The 19,653-nt window shown below is 70.9% G+C and carries 14 protein-coding genes; 2 read left to right on the top strand and 12 right to left on the bottom strand.

Annotated elements, in window-relative coordinates; genetic code table 11:
• Positions 1-75: 75 nt before the first annotated feature.
• Both SAVERM_RS09390 and SAVERM_RS09385 read right to left on the bottom strand, forming a co-directional pair.
• Complete coding sequence (locus SAVERM_RS09390; protein ID WP_010983218.1) at positions 76-1,428, bottom strand: MFS transporter; 1,353 nt, start codon at positions 1,426-1,428, stop codon at positions 76-78.
• 252 nt (positions 1,429-1,680) lie between these two features.
• The gene (locus SAVERM_RS09385) at positions 1,681-2,346 is read right to left on the bottom strand and encodes a TetR/AcrR family transcriptional regulator (protein WP_010983217.1); all 666 of its coding nucleotides are present in this window, start codon (positions 2,344-2,346) and stop codon (positions 1,681-1,683) included.
• Between the two features lie 175 nt (positions 2,347-2,521).
• On the opposite strand from SAVERM_RS09385, the gene SAVERM_RS09380 reads away from it, so the two are divergent.
• Positions 2,522-3,397: a shikimate dehydrogenase gene (locus SAVERM_RS09380; protein ID WP_010983216.1), complete on the top strand. Its 876-nt coding sequence runs from the start codon at positions 2,522-2,524 to the stop codon at positions 3,395-3,397.
• A gap of 25 nt (positions 3,398-3,422) precedes the next feature.
• The gene (locus SAVERM_RS09375) at positions 3,423-5,228 is read left to right on the top strand and encodes a bifunctional sugar phosphate isomerase/epimerase/4-hydroxyphenylpyruvate dioxygenase family protein (RefSeq protein WP_010983215.1); all 1,806 of its coding nucleotides are present in this window, start codon (positions 3,423-3,425) and stop codon (positions 5,226-5,228) included.
• A gap of 6 nt (positions 5,229-5,234) precedes the next feature.
• On the opposite strand, the gene SAVERM_RS09370 is transcribed toward SAVERM_RS09375, so the two are convergent.
• The 10 genes from SAVERM_RS09370 to tkt all read right to left on the bottom strand — a co-directional run bounded on the left by SAVERM_RS09370 (position 5,235) and on the right by tkt (position 19,564).
• The gene (locus SAVERM_RS09370; RefSeq protein WP_010983214.1) at positions 5,235-6,692 is read right to left on the bottom strand and encodes a hypothetical protein; all 1,458 of its coding nucleotides are present in this window, start codon (positions 6,690-6,692) and stop codon (positions 5,235-5,237) included.
• A gap of 109 nt (positions 6,693-6,801) precedes the next feature.
• Positions 6,802-9,696 carry a peroxidase family protein gene (locus SAVERM_RS09365; protein WP_010983213.1) on the bottom strand — a complete coding sequence of 965 codons (2,895 nt, stop codon included), beginning with the start codon at positions 9,694-9,696 and terminating at the stop codon, positions 6,802-6,804.
• 370 nt (positions 9,697-10,066) lie between these two features.
• Positions 10,067-10,522: a tellurite resistance TerB family protein gene (locus SAVERM_RS09360; RefSeq protein WP_010983212.1), complete on the bottom strand. Its 456-nt coding sequence runs from the start codon at positions 10,520-10,522 to the stop codon at positions 10,067-10,069.
• Positions 10,523-10,603: 81 nt separating this feature from the next.
• A complete protein-coding gene (locus SAVERM_RS09355) occupies positions 10,604-11,215 on the bottom strand; it encodes a histidine phosphatase family protein (protein ID WP_010983211.1) in 612 nt (203 codons plus the stop codon).
• 6 nt (positions 11,216-11,221) lie between these two features.
• Positions 11,222-12,100 (bottom strand): phosphogluconate dehydrogenase (NAD(+)-dependent, decarboxylating), encoded by an 879-nt coding sequence (gene gnd, locus SAVERM_RS09350; protein ID WP_010983210.1) that lies wholly within the window; start codon positions 12,098-12,100, stop codon positions 11,222-11,224.
• A 15-nt stretch (positions 12,101-12,115) separates the two neighbouring features.
• Positions 12,116-13,765, bottom strand: coding sequence for a glucose-6-phosphate isomerase (pgi, locus tag SAVERM_RS09345; protein WP_010983209.1), 1,650 nt, complete (start codon positions 13,763-13,765; stop codon positions 12,116-12,118).
• Positions 13,758-14,693: a glucose-6-phosphate dehydrogenase assembly protein OpcA gene (gene opcA, locus SAVERM_RS09340; protein WP_010983208.1), complete on the bottom strand. Its 936-nt coding sequence runs from the start codon at positions 14,691-14,693 to the stop codon at positions 13,758-13,760. Before opcA ends, pgi begins: the two co-directional genes overlap by 8 nt.
• Positions 14,690-16,336, bottom strand: coding sequence for a glucose-6-phosphate dehydrogenase (gene zwf / locus SAVERM_RS09335; protein ID WP_010983207.1), 1,647 nt, complete (start codon positions 16,334-16,336; stop codon positions 14,690-14,692). The genes opcA and zwf overlap by 4 nt, the downstream gene beginning before the upstream one ends.
• Positions 16,333-17,469, bottom strand: coding sequence for a transaldolase (gene tal, locus SAVERM_RS09330; protein WP_010983206.1), 1,137 nt, complete (start codon positions 17,467-17,469; stop codon positions 16,333-16,335). Before tal ends, zwf begins: the two co-directional genes overlap by 4 nt.
• Positions 17,470-17,488: 19 nt before the next feature.
• The gene (gene tkt / locus SAVERM_RS09325) at positions 17,489-19,564 is read right to left on the bottom strand and encodes a transketolase (RefSeq protein ID WP_037647408.1); all 2,076 of its coding nucleotides are present in this window, start codon (positions 19,562-19,564) and stop codon (positions 17,489-17,491) included.
• Positions 19,565-19,653 lie beyond the last annotated feature (89 nt).

Genomic DNA, 19,653 nt, shown 5'->3' with positions numbered 1-19,653 from the left:
CTCGGGCGGACCGGGCGGGCCCAGTGGACCGGCGGGCCCAACGGATCGTCAGGCCCGGCGGACCGGGCGGGTCGGTCAGGCCGTCACGGTCTCGCGGTTCGCGGCCCCCTGCGCCGGGCGCTCGCCGAGCAGTTCCGTCGGTACCTTGTGCGTCTCGCGGGCGGTGAGCGCCGCGACGATCGGCGGAATGCACAGGGCCGAGGCGAAGAGGGCGACCGAGGACCAGTCGTCGCCGTCCGGACCGGCGATCTGCGCGGCGAAGGTGACGGCGAAGCCGGCGACCGCGAAACCGATCTGCGTGCCGATGGCCATGCCCGAGAGGCGGACGCGGGTGGAGAACATCTCCCCGTAGAAGGAGGGCCAGATGCCGTTGGCGGCGCTGTAGACGACACCGAAGGTGAGGACGCCGAGCAGCAGGACCAGAGGGTAGGAGCCGGTGGAGATGGCCCACAGGTAGAGGAACATCAGCACCGCGCTGCCGACGGCGCCGATCAGGAAGACCGGGCGGCGGCCGACGCGGTCGGACAGGACGGCCCAGAGCGGGATCGCGCCGAGGGCGACCAGGTTGGCGAGCGCGCCCACCCACAGCATGGACGAGCGGCTCAGGCCGACCGAGTCGCTGGTCGCGTACGCCAGCGCCCACACCGTGAAGATCGTGCTCACGGAGGCGATGAGGGCGGCGGCGACCACACGCAGCACATCGGCCCAGTGCTCGCGCAGCAGCACGGCGAGCGGCAGCTTCGCGACACCGTCGGCCGCGGCCTGCTGGGCGAAGGCCGGAGTCTCCTGGAGGGTGCGGCGGATGACGTAGCCGGCGACGGCCACCGCGACGCTCAGCCAGAACGGAACGCGCCAGCCCCAGGAGAGCAGTTGGTCCTCGGGGAGCGCGGCGACGGGGAGGAAGACGAGGGTGGCGAGAAGCTGTCCCGCCTGGGTGCCGTTCAGGGTGAAGCTGGTGAAGTAGCCGCGGCGGTGCGGTGGCGCGTGTTCCAGCGTCATCGAGTTGGCGCTGGCCTGCTCGCCGGCGGCGGAGACGCCCTGGAGGACACGGCAGAGCACGAGCAGCACCGGGGCCAGGCCGCCGACCTGGGCGCGGGTGGGCAGACAGCCGATGAGGAACGTCGACAGGCCCATCAGGATCAGCGTGAAGACCATGATCTTCTTACGGCCCAGGTGGTCGCCGAAGTGGCCGAGGAACAGCGCGCCGACCGGGCGGGCGGCGTAGGCGACACCGAAGGTGGCCAGGGAGAGCAGCGTCGCGTCGGCGGGGTCCGACTCGTCGAAGAAGACCTTCGGGAAGATCAGCGCGGCGGCGCTGCCGTAGATGAAGAAGTCGTAGTACTCCAGGGCGCTGCCGATCCAGGCGGCGAGCGCGGCCTTCCTCGGCTGGCCGGGTGGCGCGTCGTGCGGGGCGGCGGGGACGGACACGGCGTACTCCTTCGAGGAGCTCCGGGCGGAGCGGGTGAGCGGAGGGGAGAGGTGCCGGGGCCCTGGGGTGACGGGTCGGCCGCGCCGGGTGCGTGCCCGGCTAATTAACCCACTGGATAGTTAGTAGCGGTTGGCTACGGATGGTGCGCTCACGTTTCCCGGGTGTCAAGAGGTCGCGCAGAAGGGGCTCTCCGCCTCCGGGCCGGCGCACGGTCCTGGTCCGGAGCCGGGCGCGGCGCCGCGGTGCGGGGCTCAGTCCGCGGAGCGGTCCGCCGTCAGATAGGCGATGACCAGGTCGCCGAGCATGGTCCGGTAGTGCTCGCGCCGGCCGGGTGCCACCAGGTCGCGGCCGAAGAGGGCGCCGAAGGTATGGCGGTTCGAGACCCGGAAGAAGCAGAAGGAACTGATCAGCGCGTGCAGGTCCACGGCGTCGACGTCGGCCGTGAACAGTCCCGAGCTGCGGCCGGCTTCCAGGATGCGGCCGGTCACGTCCAGCGCGGGCGAGCCGATCCGGCCGAGCTCCTCGGACGCGGCGATGTGCTCGGCGCCGTGGATGTTCTCGATGCTGACCAGGCGGATGAAGTCGGGGTGCGCTTCGTGGTGGTCGAAGGTGACCTCGGCGAGCTTGCGGATGGCCGCGACCGGGTCCAGGTGTTCGACGTCGAGTTCCTGCTCGGCCTGGCGGATGACGGAGTAGGCCCGTTCCAGGACGGCCGTGAAGAGCTGCTCCTTGCCGCCGAAGTAGTAGTAGATCATCCGCTTCGTGGTGCGGGTGCGGGCGGCGATCTCGTCGACCCGGGCGCCGTCGTATCCGGCCCGCGCGAACTCCTGCGTCGCCACGTCGAGGATCTCGGCCCTGGTGCGGGCGGCGTCGCGGATGCGGCCGTTCGGTGGTGCCGGTTCGTCGACGCTGGTCATCGGGTTCCTTCGGACGGAGATGCCGGTGCCGAGATTGTAGAAGCAGGGCCTCGGCGCGGGTCGGTCCGGTCGATGTCTTCACGGCGGCGTGACATCCTGATATGACTAACGTACTAGTTCGTACATTAGTCAGCTGTCCGGGCGACCCGTCCGGCGGCAGCCCAGGAGGACCGCCGTGACCCAGGACTCGTATCTCGTCGGCCTGATCGGTTCCGGCATCGGCCCCTCGCTCAGCCCCGCCCTGCACGAACGCGAGGCCGGCCGGCAGGGACTGCGCTATCACTACCGGCTGATCGACATCGACAGGCTCGGGGTCGGACCCGAAGCCGTGGGCGGCCTGGTACGCGCGGCCCGGGACCTCGGTTTCGACGGGCTCAACATCACGCACCCCTGCAAGCAGCTCGTCATCAGCCACCTGGACACGCTCGCCCCGCAGGCCGAGGCGCTCGGCGCGGTCAACACCGTCGTCTTCGAGGACGGCCGCGCCGTCGGTCACAACACGGACGTCACCGGGTTCGCCGCCTCCTTCGCGCGCGGACTGCCCGACGCCCGGCTCGAACGGGTCGTACAGCTGGGCGCGGGCGGCGCGGGCGCGGCCGTGGCGCACGCCCTGCTGACACTCGGCGCCGGGCACGTCACCGTCGTCGACGCGCTGCCGGAGCGGGCCGCCGCCCTCGCCGTGGCACTGAACCGGCACTTCGGCGACGGCCGCGCCGCCGCGGCGAGCCCGGACACGCTGCCCAAGCTGCTGACGGACGCCGACGGCATCGTGCACGCCACCCCCACCGGTATGGCCGCCCACCCCGGAATCCCGCTCCCGGCCGAGCTGCTGCACCCCGGTCTGTGGGTCGCCGAGGTGGTCTACCGCCCCCTGGAGACCGAACTGCTGCGCACCGCCCGCGCGCTCGGCTGCGCCACGCTCGACGGCGGCGGCATGGCCGTCTTCCAGGCGGTGGACGCGTTCCGGCTCTTCACCGGGCGGGAACCCGACAGCATGCGCATGCTCGCCGACATCGCCGAACTGGCCGGCACCGCGGCCGTCCGGCACTGAAGCCCGGACAGAAGGGAGACACCCCGTGCGTACGTCCATCGCCACCGTCTCGCTCAGCGGGTCCCTCACCGAGAAGCTCACGGCCGCGGCCCGGGCCGGCTTCGACGGCGTCGAGATCTTCGAGAACGACCTGCTCGCCAGCCCGCTCAGCCCCGAGGAGATCCGGGCCCGCTGCGCCGACCTCGGTCTGAGCATCGACCTCTACCAGCCGATGCGCGACATCGAGGCCGTACCGGCGGACGAGTTCAGCCGCAATCTGCGCCGCGCGCGCCACAAGTTCGAGCTGATGCGACGCCTGGGCGCGGACACCGTCCTCGTCTGCTCCAGCGTCTCCCCGCTCGCCGAGGACGACGACGCGCTCGCCGCCCGGCAGCTGCGCCGACTGGCCGAACTGGCCGCGGACTTCGGGATCAGGGTCGCCTACGAGGCGCTGGCGTGGGGGCGCCATGTGCGTACGTACGACCACGCCTGGCGCATCGTCGAGGCCGCCGGCCACCCCGCGCTCGGGACCTGCCTCGACAGCTTCCACATCCTCGCCCGCGGCTCGGACCCCAAGGGCATCGAGGACATCCCCGGCGAGAAGATCTTCTTCCTGCAACTGGCCGACGCCCCGCAGATGGCGATGGACGTCCTCCAGTGGAGCCGTCACTACCGCTGTTTCCCCGGCCAGGGCGGCTTCGACATCGCCGGGTTCCTCGGACATGTGATGCGCGCCGGATACCGGGGACCGCTGTCCCTCGAGGTCTTCAACGACGTCTTCCGGCAGGCCGAGGCCGGACCCACCGCCGTGGACGCCCAGCGCTCGCTGCTCGCCCTCCAGGAGGCGACCGGACTCGCCACACCCCCCGCGCCCGTGGTGCCCACCGGGATCGCCTTCGCCGAACTCGTCACACCCGACGTCGAGCCGGTCTCCGCGCTCCTGAGCGCGCTCGGTTTCGGTCGCACCGCCCGGCACCGCTCCAAGCCGGTGGACCTCTGGCAGCAGGGTGCGGCGCGCGTCCTGGTCAACACGGGCCCCGCCGCCCGCCGCGCCGGCACCTCGCTCGCCGCCGTCGGCCTGGAGTCACCGGACCCGGCCGCCGCGGCCCGCCGCGCCGAGGCCCTGCTCGCCCCGGTGCTGCCGCGCCGCCGCGCCCTGGAGGACGCGCCCCTGGAGGCGGTCGCCGCGCCCGACGGCACCGAACTCTTCTTCTGCGCCGCCCGCCCCGAACTCCCCGACTGGCGAGGCGACTTCGCGGACCTGGAAGTGGACGCGGACGCGCCGGGCCGTGCCCCCGCGCACGGCGTCACCCGGGTCGACCATCTCGCCCTCACCCAGCCCTGGCACCAGTTCGACGAGGCGGCCCTGTTCCACCGCAGCGTGCTCGGTCTGAACGCGCAGGACAGCGTCGACGTCGCCGACCCCTACGGTCTGCACCGCAGCCGTGCCGTCACCAACGCCGACGGCAGTGTGCGGATCGCGCTGAGCGTCGGACCCGCACCGACCGACGACGGCGCCCGGGCCCAGCACATCGCGTTCGCCACCGAGGACGTGGTCGCCACGGCCCGCCGCTTTCGCGCGGCGGGCGGCCGGCTGCTGCGGATTCCGGCGAACTACTACGACGACCTGGCCGCCCGGTACGAGTTCGCGGACGGCGAGCTGGAGACGTACCGCGAACTCGGCATCCTCTACGACCGTGACGCGGGCGGCGCGTTCCGGCACTGCTACACGGAGACGGTCGGCCGCGTCTTCTTCGAACTCGTCCAGCGTGACGCCGGCCACCGCGGTTACGGAGCCCAGAACGCACCGGTGCGGCTGGCCGCCCAGCACGCGGGGCGGCCGGTCCGGTGAGCCGTACTACTGACGGCTGACCGTGCGCGTCACACCGGTGACGATCGTCGTCGCCAGGATCCAGCCGGTGATGATGAGGACGTAGGACAGGCCCTGGTACCAGTCGGTGGGGGAGAAGGCCCGCTCCTGACCGAAGTCGATGACCGGCAGGAGCAGGTCGAGGGTGTAGAAGACGGCGTTGAAGGGCGGCGCCTCGGAGGCCTTGAGCGGGTGGGGCGGATGCACGCCGTACGCGATCGAGCCCACGGCCAGCAGGGACAGCAGCCAGCCGGCGGCACGCAGCGGACGGAAGCCGTAGCCGACGGTGGCGTCCTGGACGTGGCCCCAGATCCGCGCGTACCAGGCCAGGGTGGCGCGATGGCGCCGCTGCTTGGCGAGTTGGACGAGGCGGGCCGCGTTGTCGTCGCCGATTCTGCGGTACGCGGCGCTCAACTGCTCGTATCCGGAGGGGAGATAGCCGCCGCCGTCCCGGTCGAGCATCGGCAGACGGCGCTCGGCGGGCTCGTTCGGGGTGAGCATGGTGTAGGTGAGACCGCTCAGAAACACCTCGTCGGGCAGCATCTCCGGGGCCAGGGTCAGCAGGTCGATCTGCGCACGGCGCAGATTGAGGACGCCCTCGATCCGGTCGCCGTCGCGCAGCCAGAGTTCCCTGATGGCGCAGCTGCTCGCCCGCAGCGCCGTGCCGCCGGGGTTCGAGAGACGAGCGTGCAGCAGATCGAGCCGGCCGGGGATCCGGGCGCCGCGCAGCTCGAGCCGGCCGTCCGCGCGCAGGCAGCGCGCCCGCACATCGGTTCCCACGCTGAGGGTCTCGGCGCTGAGGGCGGTGCCCGCGTGCGCGCTCAGATCGGCGTCCTCCAGGTTGACCGACCCGGCCACATGGATGCCGTTCATCCGCACCTCACCCCGAACCCGGAGCTTCGGCGCCCACAGGTCGTCGCCGATGGCGGCCTGGTTGAGCTGGAGCACGGGCTGCGCGTCGTCCTGGGCGGAGAGCCGCGCACCGTCGAGGAAGAGCGCGCGGGATATCTGCGCGCCATCGAGCCGCACCGGCCCGTGGACACGGCAGTCCGTCAACCGCAGGATGCCGTCGATCCGTACGTTCCCCGAGGCCAGGCCGGGCAGCACCGACTGCCGCAGATTGAGCTGACGAAGCTGGGCGCCGTGCAGCTTGGGCGCCTCCTCGAACCGGCAGTGGCTCAGCCGGACGACATGGCCGATCGTCGCGTACATCAGACTCAGTACGCCGGTGATCCGGGCACCCGCGACCTTGAGCGCGGCCGTCTCGCCCTCCTCCTGCGGTGCCGTGAGCAGCAGTGCCCGCAGGACGCTCGCTCGCACGGTCCGCTCCGGTCCCCACTCAGCGGCCTCGGTGTCCGCGTCAGGTGTGCGGAAGTCCACGGACGCGCCCCGCGGAAAGGCCTCCCACACACGTCGCTCGGCAGGCGTCAGGTCGTTGATCTCCATCTCGCGGGACTCTGGCGTGCCGCACCGAAGCTGTCAACTGCCGCCCGGTCGGCCGAAATCCCTGGTCCCCGGAGCGCGGCGTGCCATTGGTGCGCTCCTAGCGCCGGAGTCAGCCGTTGTCACCGGGGCCGCCGTTGTCAGGGGGGCCGCCGTTGGCCGCCGGCTGCACCGTCCGCCAAGGCGCGAACGCGCTCGCCCGGCGCGGCATGAGCGACGCCAGTTCCGGGCAGTGCCGCAGGATCACGGAGTTCATGCCGCCCTTCTCGACCCAGTCGATGCCGAGCGGGGTGTAGACCTCGGGCCGGTAGTCGACCGTCAGGAAGCGGTCGCTCTGGAGCCGGCGCGTGGCCATCAGGATGAAGATGCGGAACGCGGTGTCGCTGAAGCCGAAGCCGGCCGGCGGGTTCTCCGCGAGCAGGCCGACCATGGTGTCGACCTCGTCGACCGAGCGGTAGACCTCCTTGAGCCGCGCCAGCGTCTCGGCGTTCCGCGTCAGCTCCTCGAAGGAACGGATGCGCTTCTTGTGCAGGCCCGCCCGGAAGTCGTTGTACCGCGGGACGCCGCGCCGCCGGGTGCGGACGAGATCCACCACCGACAGATCGATGATCTCGCCGTCCCGCTCGAACTGCTGGAGCGAACGCGGGAAGTTGTGCAGGGTGATCGCGCCGGGATGGGCGATGCCGAACGAGTACAGCGTGTTCGCCAGGCCCGTCTTGCGGATCTTCGCCTCGGCCGCGCCGCCCTGGATGTCCAGGAACCCGACCGTCTCCAGGCGCTGCCCGAAGTGGTGCTCGCGCAGCTCGTAGTCGTCCGGGATCAGCGGGTGCATGCGGTAGACGGTGACGAAGTCCTCGGTCAGTGAGTACGGCACCCCGTGGTGGTCCGGCCGGGTCCCGGGGATGCCGGTCAGCGAGTGCGCCTCGAACAGCCACAGACCCAGCTTGTTGAGCCAGTTCCGCGGCGGGCCCTGCCAGTTGGTGTGGAGCCCGATGTCGATCGCCTCGGTGGCGAGGATCGCCGGGGTCCACTCCACCGTGTGGATCTTCGCGATGAGCGCCGAGACCACCAGCCGTGCCGTCCGGTAGATCCGCTCCTCGCTCATCGACGGGTACTCGGCGCGCAGCGCGTCACAGACCGCGTTGTGCTCGCGCGCGAAGAGCGTGTGCATCGCGCTGAGACCCATCCACCAGCTCTCGCTGAAGCCGGTGAGCGGGATCCCGTTCGTGCCGCCCGGCAAGTGGCCGTCCTCCAGGCGGAGTCTGGCACCGCCGTCCGGTTCGCGCAGGAAACGAGCGGTCTGCTCGTCCTCGCCGTACACCTCGGAGCCGTCCCACCAGTGCGAGGCGACGTTGCCGAAGAGGATCGGCGGCCGGTCGCCGGGCAGTTCGAGGCCCTCGTTCTCCGCGAACCGCATCACGTTCTCGGGCGGCCCGCCCGGCGTGTTGTGCCAGTCGCCGCTGCCGGGCGGGAGCGGCACCTCGACCGTGCGTCCCCCGGGCCGGTGGCGGCGGTGGTTGACCCAGTCGTGCACCTGGAACTGGATCCACGCGGCCGCGAGGATGTTGAGCGAGGTCGCGGGCTGGAAGCTCTCGCGGTACAGGAGCCGGCGGCTGACCGTCACCGGGTTCGGGGTGTCGAAGAGGTCGGGCCGGTAGTCCGGCGTGACGTTGCGGCCGAAGGCGGCGCCCACGGCGCCCATCCCCGGCTCGGACAGATCGTCGTACGAGCCGTCGTAGGACCGCTCGGTGCGCAGCCGCTCCGGAATCGGCTCCGGTACCGGCTGGGCCTTCGGGGGAGCCTCGCGGGGCTCGGTGTCGATCAGGTTGAAGCGGCGCAGCGCCTTCCGCAGGAACACCAGGTTCAGCAGGCTCAGCCGCAACGGCAGCCGGTGCCAGGGCAGCACTCGGTTCAGCAGGCCGAAGGCCGCACCCGCGGGTGGCGTGAGCAGCCGGTTCTGCCACGGCTCCGCGGTGCTGAACCGCAGCCCGAGCCGGTGCGCGCTGCTCGCCCCGTACGCGGCCTTGCGGGCCCGGTTGATGTTGCCGAGCGGACGGAAGTCGTCCGTCGTGTGCCAGGGGTTGAAGGCGAGGTCCTCGATCCGGCGGGCGACGGTGCGCGCCTTCGCGTCGTCGAGGTCCTGCCCCGGAATGGTGAGCCGGGCGATCGGCTGTGCGGGCGCGATCGCCTCCTGCCACTCCACCGAGGCGTCCTCGACCGGGGTGCGGCGTTCATCGACGAACCTTTGCACGCACAGGTCGAACGCGATGTCCGTCCTGGCCAGCCGCTGCGCCAGCTCGCGGTGCAGGAAGTCCGGGTCGTTCGGGTCGCAGGGGAGCGGCGGCGGGCTGCCCGGGGCCGGACGCAGCAGATAGCGCACCGGACCCGCCTCGCCCCACAGGATCGCCCCGCGGCTCCAGTACGTCTCGCTCGCGAGGGAGTCGACGGTGTGCCGGGCCGCCGCCTGCACATTGCGCCGCATCCGGTTCGCGGTGCCGAGGCCCACGGCCAGCGGGAGTTTCACGAACAGCCCGAAGGCCTTCTGGAGGGGGCTGCGGGCACCCGCCATCGCCTTGGCGAAGGCCACGAACTCCCGGGCGTCGCGGGCGTGCGAAACCGGATGGCTGGTCGCCAGCAGATCGTGGCTCTCGTCCTCCGACACCCGTACGCGGACGGCCGCACCGCGCAGGTCGGGCGATCCGTCACCCTGCTGGACGCCGCTCGCGTTGGACAGGCGCACGGTCGCCGGATAGTCGGCGCCCGGCTGGGCGAAGCCGACCCGCAGGGCCTCGGGCAGGTCGTCGTGGAAGCGCAGTCGCGCGTTCTCCACGGCCAGCGGCGCCTTGGCGTGGAAGGTGCGCGAGATCCCGCCGCCCTGGGCCCGCTGGTTTTTGACCTGGACTTCCATGATCTCCCGGGCCAGCCGCTCGAACACCTGGCGCTCCGCCTCGGGACTGCCACCCTCATACCGCTCGTACTGCTGTTCGTGCCGCCCGGTCTCGGTCATCGGTCGCTTCCTTCGCACGGATGCGTACGGGACAGGGGCCGGCACGCTGCCGGCGCCCCGGAGTGCCCACGGCGGGGCTTTCCCGCCATGCGCGCCTCTCGTCGCCCTCTACGAACACTTGGCCGGGAAGCGGTGTTTTGTCCACGTCAGTGTGGCGGTCGGGTGTCGTCTCGGGTACGCGCCGTTCGCCCGCGGGTTCCCCTGCCGAGGCCGCGCGGACCGGTGGACGCGGCGCTCACCTTCGACGACCGGCGCTCCCCTTCGACGACCGCGGCCCCGGCCACCACGCCGACGGGCCCGCCCGCACCAGGGGTGCGGAGCGAGTGCGAAGACGTGCGTGACCGGGGCCGGGGGTGGAGCTGGGCGGCCGCTACAGGTCGAACTCGTGCGGCGGCAGGTCGAGGGCGAAGCACGCCTCCCGTACGACGGCCTGCTCGGTCTTGTCGAAGTCGCCGTCGGCGCCGCCGATGACGATGCCGATCTGGATGACGGCACGCGCCTCGGCGGGCTTCTTCTTGGCCTTGGCGATCTCCTGGAGCACGCTGACCTTGCCGAAGGCGAAGTCGGCGGTCAGCTTGTCCAGGTTCGCGTCGAAGCGGCGCCGCAGGTCGTCGGCGTCGAAGTTCTGCAACACCTCGTTGGTGGCGATCAGCTGGGCCACACGCTGCCGCTCGGACGGGTCCACCGACCCGTCCGCCGCCGCCACGAGTGCGCACATCGCCATGCTCGCATCGCGGAAGGCGCCGCTCTTCAGGTCGTTCTTCTTCGCCTCGAGCTGGGTCTGCATCGTCGACGCGGACTCTTTGATGCGGTCCCACAGGGCCATGAGGACTCCATACGTTCGTTGTCGCGGGCCGGCCCGCCCCAGTGGGCGGGCCGTAACCTTTTCTCTACAGCAACGTAGAAACTAGTGGTGCCCGTGGGAAGTTCCCGACTCGTTCCACGTCGCGATCACCGGACGTCCGTGTTCGGTGGACAGCCGGCTGACCGTGCCGGTGGCGAGCCGGAAGAGCCGCCCTTGCTCGGGAGGCAGGCCCAGGCGGCGCGCGGTCACGACCCGCAGGAAGTGGGCGTGGGCCACCAGGACCACGTCTTCTCCGTCACCCCGGAGCGCCGCGTCCACCCGGGACAGCACACGGTCGGCGCGCTCTCCCACCTCCTGCGGCGACTCACCGCGGGACCCGTCCGAGGCCGACGGCACGCCGTCGGTCCACAGGTCCCAGTCGGGCCGGGTGCGGTGGATCTCGACGGTCGTGATGCCCTCGTACCCGCCGTAGTCCCACTCGTGCAGGTCGGGGTCGGTCACGGCCCCGGTCAGCCCGGCCAGCTCCGCCGTGCGCACCGCGCGGTCGAGGGGGCTGGTGAGGACGCGGGCGAACGAGCGCCCGGCGAAGAAGGGCGCCAGGGACTTGGCCTGCTCCTCACCGTGGTGGGTGAGGGGCAGGTCGGTCCGGCTGGTGTGCCGGCCCGACAGGCTCCACTCGGTCTCGCCGTGGCGGACCAGTATGAGGTCGCCCATGGAGCCCTACTCCGCTGACTCGACGGCGTGGCCGCCGAACTGGTTGCGCAGCGCCGCGACCATCTTCATCTGCGGCGAGTCGTCCTGGCGGGAGGCGAACCGCGCGAAGAGGGAGGCGGTGATCGCGGGCAGCGGCACGGCGTTGTGGATGGCCGCCTCGACGGTCCACCGGCCCTCGCCGGAGTCCTCGGCGTAGCCGCGCAGCTTCTCCAGGTGCTCGTCCTCGTCCAGGGCGTTGACCGCGAGGTCGAGCAGCCAGGAGCGGATGACGGTGCCCTCCTGCCAGGAGCGGAAGACCGCGCGCACATCGGTCACGGAGTCGACCTTCTCGAGGAGCTCCCAGCCCTCGGCGTACGCCTGCATCATGGCGTACTCGATGCCGTTGTGGACCATCTTCGAGAAGTGGCCCGCGCCGACCTTGCCCGCGTGGACGAACCCGAAGTCGCCCTCCGGCTTGAGCGCGTCGAAGATCGGCTGGACGCGAGCGATGTGCTCCGCGTCGCCGCCCACCATCAGCGCATAGCCGTTCTGGAGACCCCACACACCACCCGAGACGCCCGCGTCGACGAAGCCGATGCCCTTGGCGGCCAGCTCCTCGGCGTGCTTCTCGTCGTCCGTCCAGCGGGAGTTGCCGCCGTCGACGACGGTGTCGCCGGGGGAGAGCAGGTCGCCGAGCTCGTCGACGACGGACTGGGTCGGGGCGCCCGCGGGGACCATCACCCAGACCACGCGCGGGCCTTCGAGGGCGCTCACGAGTTCGGTGAGGCTACTGACGTCCGAGACCTCGGGGTTGCGGTCGTAGCCGACGACCGTGTGGCCCGCGCGGCGGATCCGCTCGCGCATGTTGCCGCCCATTTTGCCGAGACCGATCAGTCCGAGCTGCATCGCTGTCATGCCCTTTCACTTCTTCCGGTGAGTGCGGTACGCGGCCACGAGGGCGGCGGTGGAGGGGTCGAGGCCGGGTACGTCCGCGCCTTCGGTGAGGGCGGGCTCGACGCGTTTGGCGAGGACCTTGCCGAGTTCGACGCCCCACTGGTCGAAGGAGTCGATGTTCCAGATCGCGCCCTGGACGAACACCTTGTGCTCGTAGAGGGCGATGAGCTGGCCGAGGACCGACGGGGTCAGCTCGGCGGCCAGGATCGTGGTGGTGGGGTGGTTGCCGCGGAAGGTGCGGTGCGGCACCTGCTCCTCCGGCACTCCCTCGGCGCGTACCTCGTCGCCGGTCTTGCCGAAGGCGAGGGCCTGGCCCTGGGCGAAGAGGTTGGCCATCAACAGGTCGTGCTGGGCCGCCAGTTCGTCGCTCAGCCCGTCGACCGGGTTGATGAACCCGATCAGGTCGGCCGGGATGACCTTGGTGCCCTGGTGGAGCAACTGGTAGTACGCGTGCTGTCCGTTGGTGCCGGGCGTACCCCACACCACCGGGCCGGTCTGCCACTCCACGGGATGGCCGTCCCGGTCCACGGACTTGCCGTTGGACTCCATGTCCAGCTGCTGCAAGTAGGCGGTGAACTTGGACAGATAGTGCGAGTACGGCAGCACGGCGTGCGACTGGGCACCGAAGAACGAGCCGTACCAGACACCCAGCAGGCCGAGCAGCAAAGGCGCGTTGGCCTCCGCGGGCGCGGTGCGGAAGTGTTCGTCGACGATCCTGAACCCGTCGAGCAGCTCGCGGAACCGCTCCGGCCCGATCGCGATCATCAGCGACAGACCGATCGCGGAGTCGAACGAGTAGCGGCCGCCGACCCAGTCCCAGAACTCGAACATGTTCGCCGTGTCGATGCCGAAGTCCGACACCTTCCCGGCGTTCGTCGACAGCGCCACGAAGTGCTTGGCGACCGCCTTCTCGTCCCCGTCGAGCCCGGCGAGGAGCCAGGACCGCGCCGAGGTGGCGTTCGTGATCGTCTCGATGGTCGTGAAGGTCTTGGACGCGATGACGAACAGGGTTTCCGCCGGGTCCAGGTCCCGTACGGCTTCGTGCAGATCGGCGCCGTCCACGTTCGACACGAACCGCACGGTCAGCGAGCGGTCGGTGAAGGCCCGCAGCGCCTCGTACGCCATCGCGGGGCCCAGGTCCGAGCCGCCGATACCGATGTTGACGACCGTGCGGATGCGGCTGCCGGTGTGCCCGGTCCACTCGCCCGAGCGGACCCGGTCGGCGAAGTCGGCCATCCTGTCGAGCACGGCGTGCACGGCCGGGACGACGTTCTCGCCGTCGACCTCGATCACGGCGTCGCGCGGGGCGCGCAGCGCGGTGTGCAGGACGGCGCGGTTCTCGGTGACGTTGATCTTCTCGCCCCGGAACATGGCGTCCCGCAGCCCGAACACGTCGGTGGCGGTGGCGAGTTCCTGGAGCAGGGCGAGGGTCTCGTCCGTGATGAGGTGCTTGGAGTAGTCGAGGCGCAGATCGCCGGCCCGCACGACATAGCGCTCGGCCCGCTCGGGGTCCGCCGCGAACAGCTCACGCAGCGCCGGGTGGAGCAGCGGACCCGCGCGATGGTCCTCCAGTTCCGTCCACTCGGGGCGACGGGTGAGCCTGGGGCTGTCAGACATGACTGGTGTTCTCCTCGGCCGCCTCGCCGCGCAGGGCGATGGCGTACATCTCGTCCGCGTCGAGGCGTCGCAGCTCCTCGGCGATCAGTTCGGAGGTGCTGCGGACCTTCAGCGCGAGGGTGCGCGCGGGCTGGCCCGGCAGGGACAGCGTGGCCAGCGGGCCCTCGGGGCGGTCGATGAGGATCTCGCCCTTCTCGGTGCCGAGCCGTACGGCCGTCACCACGGGGCCCGCGGTGACGACCCGCTCCACCGGCACATGCAGACGGGCGCCCAGCCAGCGGGCCAGCAGTTCGGCGCTCGGGTTCTCCGCCTCGCTCTCGACGGCGGCCGAGATCACCGGCGTACGGGCCTGGTCGAGGGCCGCGGCCAGCATCGAACGCCACGGGGTGAGCCGGGTCCAGGCCAGGTCGGTGTCGCCCGGCGCGTACGAGGAGACCCGGGCCTCCAACGCGGCGAGCGGTGCCTCCACCGCGTACATGTCGGTGATCCGGCGCTGCGCGAGGGCGCCCAGCGGGTCCTTCGACGGGATGTCGGGCGCGTCCACCGGCCACCAGACGACGACCGGGGCGTCCGGCAGCAGCAGCGGCAGGACCACCGAGTCGGCGTGGTCGGAGACCTCGCCGTACGTCCGCAGGATCACCGTCTCCCCGGTACCCGCGTCCGAGCCGACCCGCACCTCCGCGTCCAGGCGGGACTGCGTGCGGTCGCGCGGGGTGCGGGCGACGCGCTTGATGACGACCAGGGTGCGCGACGGGTGCTCGCGCGAGGCCTCCTCGGCCGCCTTGAGCGCGTCGTAGGCGTTCTCCTCGTCGGTCACGATGACCATCGTCAGGACCATGCCCACGGCGGGAGTGCCGATGGCATGGCGTCCCTGCACGAGCGCCTTGTTGATCTTGCTTGCCGTGGTGTCGGTCAGGTCGATCTTCATGGCCTGCGCCAGCTCCGTCCGTCTCGTGCGAGCATCTCGTCGGCTTCCTCGGGACCCCAGGATCCCGAGGGGTACTGCGCGGGCTTGCCGTGCGTGTCCCAGTACCCCTCGATCGGGTCGAGGATCTTCCAGGACTCTTCCACCTCCTGATGGCGGGGGAAGAGATTGGCGTCGCCGAGCAGGACATCCAGGATCAGCCGTTCGTACGCCTCCGGGCTGGACTCGGTGAACGACTCGCCGTACGCGAAGTCCATCGAGACGTCCCGGATCTCCATCGACGTACCCGGCACCTTCGAACCGAAGCGCACGGTCATGCCCTCGTCGGGCTGGACACGGACGACGATCGCGTTGGCGCCCAACTCCTCGGTGGCGGTCGAGTCGAAGGGGGAGTGGGGCGCGCGCTGGAAGACCACCGCGATCTCGGTCACCCGGCGGCCCAGACGCTTGCCGGTGCGCAGATAGAAGGGGACGCCCGCCCAGCGGCGGTTGTCGACCTCCAGCTTCACGGCCGCGTAGGTGTCCGTCGTCGACCTGGGGTCGATGCCGTCCTCCTGGAGGTAGCCGCGCACCCGCTCGCCGCCCTGCCAGCTCGCCGTGTACTGACCGCGCACGGTGTGCTCGCCCAGGTTCCCCGGCAGCTTCACGGACTTGAGGACCTTCAGCTTCTCGGCGAGCAGCGACTCGGCGTCGAAGGCGGCCGGCTCCTCCATGGCGGTCAGCGCCATCAGCTGGAGGAGGTGGTTCTGGATGACGTCACGGGCCGAACCGATGCCGTCGTAGTACCCCGCACGGCCGCCGATGCCGATGTCCTCGGCCATGGTGATCTGTACGTGGTCGACGTACGACCGGTTCCAGACCGGCTCGTACATCTGGTTGGCGAAGCGGAGCGCCAGGATGTTCTGGACGGTCTCCTTACCCAGGTAGTGGTCGATGCGGAACACCTGGTCCGGGTCGAACACCTCGTGCACGATCGCGTTCAGCTCACGCGCGCTGGCCAGGTCGTGGCCGAACGGCTTCTCGATGACCGCACGCCGCCAGGAGCCCTCCGGCGCGTCCGCGAGCCCGTGCTTCTTGAGCTGCTGGACGACCTTCGGGAAGAACTTCGGCGGTACCGAGAGATAGAAGGCGTAGTTGCCGCTGGTGCCGCGGGAGGCGTCCAGCTCGTCGACGGACGCGCGCAGTTGCTTGAACGCCATGTCGTCGTCGAAGTCGCCCGGGATGAACCGCATGCCCTCGGCGAGCTGCTGCCAGACCTCCTCGCGGAACTCCGTGCGGGCGTGCTCGCGCACCGAGTCGTGCACCACCTGCGCGAAGTCCTGGTCCTCCCAGTCCCGGCGGGCGAACCCGAGGAGCGAGAAGCCCGGCGGGAGCAGACCGCGGTTGGCCAGGTCGTAGATGGCCGGCATCAGCTTCTTGCGGGACAGGTCGCCGGTGACCCCGAAGATGACGAGGCCCGAGGGGCCCGCGATACGGGGGAGACGGCGGTCCCGGGGGTCGCGCAGGGGGTTGGCCCAGTCGACGGCCGACGCCTCGGTGACCGGAGCCTCGGTGACCGGAGCCTCCGTGACAGGCGTCTCGGTGGCCGGCGTCCCGGTGACAGGCTTCTCGGTGCCCGGCGTCCCGGTCGAAGGAGTCTTGCTCATTCGCCGTCAGCTCCCTTGCCGCGCAGCGAGGTCGCGACGGCCTCCAGCAGGTCGCCCCACGCCACCTCGAACTTGGCGACGGCCTCGTCCTCCAGCTGCTTCACGACCTCGTCGTACGAGATCCCCAGCCGCTCCACGGCGGCCAGGTCGGCGCGGGCCTGGGCATAGCCGCCGGTCACCGTGTCGCCGTGGATGTCGCCGTGGTCGGCGGTGGCGTTCAAGGTCCCCTCCGGCATGGTGTTGACCGTGCCGGGAGCGACCAGCTCGTCGACGTACAGGGTGTCCTTGTACGCCGGGTCCTTCACGCCCGTCGAGGCCCACAGCGGACGCTGCTTGTGCGCGCCGGCCGGGGCGAGCGCGGTCCAGCGCTCCCCGGCGAAGACCTCTTCGTACGCCTCGTACGCGAGCCGGGCGTTGGCGAGCGCCGCCTTGCCCTTGAGGGCCTGCGCGTCGTCCGTGCCGGCCTTCGCCAGGCGCTTGTCGATCTCGCTGTCGACGCGGGAGACGAAGAAGGAGGCGACGGAGTGGATGCCGGCCAGGTCGATGCCCGCGGCCTGCGCCCGCTCCAGACCGGCGAGGTAGGCGTCCATCACCTCGCGGTAGCGCTCGAGCGAGAAGATCAGCGTGACGTTGACGCTGATGCCGAGGCCGATGACCTCGGTGATCGCGGGGAGACCGGCCTTGGTCGCCGGAATCTTGATCATCACGTTGGGGCGGTCCACCAGCCAGGCGAGCTGCTTGGCTTCGGCGATCGTCGCCTCGGTGTCGTGGGCGAGGCGCGGGTCGACCTCGATGGAGACCCGGCCGTCACGGCCGCCGGTCGCGTCGTACACGGGCCGCAGGATGTCGGCGGCGGCGCGCACGTCGGCGGTCGTCATCATGCGCACGGCCTCGTCGACCGTGACGCCACGCACGGCCAGATCGGCCAGCTGCTCCTCGTATCCCTCTCCGGAGCCGATGGCGGCCTGGAAGATGGACGGGTTGGTGGTGACGCCCACCACGTGCTTGTGCGCGATGAGTTCGGCGAGGTTGCCGGACGTGATCCGCTTGCGCGACAGATCGTCCAGCCAGATGGAGACGCCTTCGTCGGAGAGGCGCTCGAGGTTTTCGACGGTGTTGCTCACAGTGATCATCTTCTTTCTTGCGGTCTGCTCAACCACGCGCGGCGGTGATGGATTCCCGGGCCGCGGCGGCGACGTTCTCGGCGGTGAAGCCGAACTCGGCGAACAGGGTCTCGGCGTCGGCGGAGGCGCCGAAGTGCTCCAGCGAAACGATGCGTCCGGCGTCTCCGACGTACCGGTGCCAGGTCAGACCGATACCGGCCTCGACCGCGACGCGGGCCTTCACGGACGGCGGAAGGACGCTCGCGCGGTACTCCGGCGACTGCTCCTCGAACCACTCCACGGACGGCATCGAGACCACGCGTGTGCCGACGCCCTCGGCCTCCAGCCGCTCGCGCGCCGCGACGGCGAGCTGCACCTCGGAGCCGGTGGCGATGAGGACCACGTCCGGGGTTCCGGTGGACGCCTCCTGGAGGACGTAACCGCCCTTCGCCGCGTCCTCGTTGGCCTCGTACGTCGGTACGCCCTGGCGGGTCAGCGCAAGGCCGTGCGGGGCCGGGTGGGTGGCGTGCCGCTCGAGGATCTCGCGCCAGGCGATCGCCGTCTCGTTGGCGTCGGCCGGGCGGACGATGTTCAGGCCGGGGATGGCGCGCAGCGAGGCGAGGTGCTCGACGGGCTGGTGGGTGGGGCCGTCCTCGCCGAGGCCGATGGAGTCGTGGGTCCACACGTACGTCACCGGCAGCTGCATCAGCGCGGAGAGGCGGACGGCGTTGCGCATGTAGTCGGAGAACACCAGGAAGGTGCCGCCGTAGATACGGGTGTTGCCGTGCAGCGCGATGCCGTTCATCTCCGCGGCCATGGAGTGCTCGCGGATGCCGAAGTGGACGGTGCGGCCGTACGGGTCGGCCTCGGGCAGCGGGTTGCCCTTCGGCAGGAACGAGCTGGTCTTGTCGATCGTGGTGTTGTTCGAGCCCGCGAGGTCGGCGGAGCCGCCCCACAGCTCGGGGATGACCGCGCCGAGTGCCTGGAGGACCTTGCCGGACGCGGCACGCGTCGCGACGGACGTGCCCGCTTCGAAGACGGGGAGGGACTGCTCCCAGCCCTCGGGGAGCTGACCGGCGACGATCCGGTCGAAGAGCTTCGCGCGCTCGGGCTGGGCGGTGCGCCACTCGGCGATCCGCTTGTCCCAGGCGGCGTGCTCCTCGGCGCCGCGGTCCAGGGCGCGGCGGGCGTGGGCGAGCACCTCGTCCGCGACCTCGAAGGTCTGCTCGGGGTCGGAGCCGAGGACGCGCTTGGTGGCCGCGATCTCCTCGGCGCCGAGCGCCGAGCCGTGCGAGGCCTCGGTGTTCTGCGCGTTCGGGGCGGGCCAGGCGATGATCGTGCGCATCGCGATGAACGAGGGGCGCTCGGTCTCGGCCTGCGCCGCCTTGAGCGCCGCGTGCAGCGCGTGGACGTCGATGTCGCCGTCGGCGGAGGGCTCGATGCGCTGGACGTGCCAGCCGTACGCCTCGTACCGCTTCGGTACGTCCTCGGAGAAGGCGGTGGCGGTGTCGCCCTCGATGGAGATGTGGTTGTCGTCGTAGAGGAAGACCAGGTTGCCCAGCTTCTGGTGACCGGCGAGGGAGGACGCCTCGGCGGAGATGCCCTCCTCCAGGTCGCCGTCCGAGACGATCGCCCAGATGGTGTGGTCGAAGGGGGACTCGCCCTCGGGCGCGTGGGGGTCGAACAGACCGCGCTCGTAGCGGGCGGCCATCGCCATGCCCACCGCGTTGGCGGCGCCCTGGCCCAGCGGGCCCGTGGTGGTCTCGACGCCGGCCGTGTGCCCGTACTCGGGGTGGCCGGGTGTCTTCGAGCCGTGCGTACGGAACGCCTTCAGGTCGTCGAGCTCCAGCTCGTATCCGGCGAGGAAGAGCTGGGTGTAGAGAGTCAGTGAGGTGTGGCCGGGGGAGAGGACGAAACGGTCACGGCCGGTCCACTCGGGATCGGCGGGGTCGTGTCGCATCACCTTTTGAAAGATCGTGTACGCGGCCGGTGCCAGGCTCATCGCGGTGCCGGGGTGGCCGTTGCCCACCTTCTGCACGGCATCGGCGGCCAGCAGGCGGGCCGTGTCGACGGCACGCCGGTCGAGGTCGGTCCACTCGAAGCTGTCGTGGGTGTGCGTGCTCATCTTCAAGAAGTCCTCACGAAACGGGGAGTCACTGGTGGAACGCCTTCAAACCTAAAAGTCTGACTTTTGCCGGGGAAGGTGCCCCTGTG

This window comes from Streptomyces avermitilis MA-4680 = NBRC 14893, from assembly GCF_000009765.2.
In the GTDB taxonomy this organism is placed as follows: domain Bacteria; phylum Actinomycetota; class Actinomycetes; order Streptomycetales; family Streptomycetaceae; genus Streptomyces; species Streptomyces avermitilis.
Note: the sequence above shows the minus strand (reverse complement) of the source record. Positions and strands in the feature narration are given on the sequence as shown.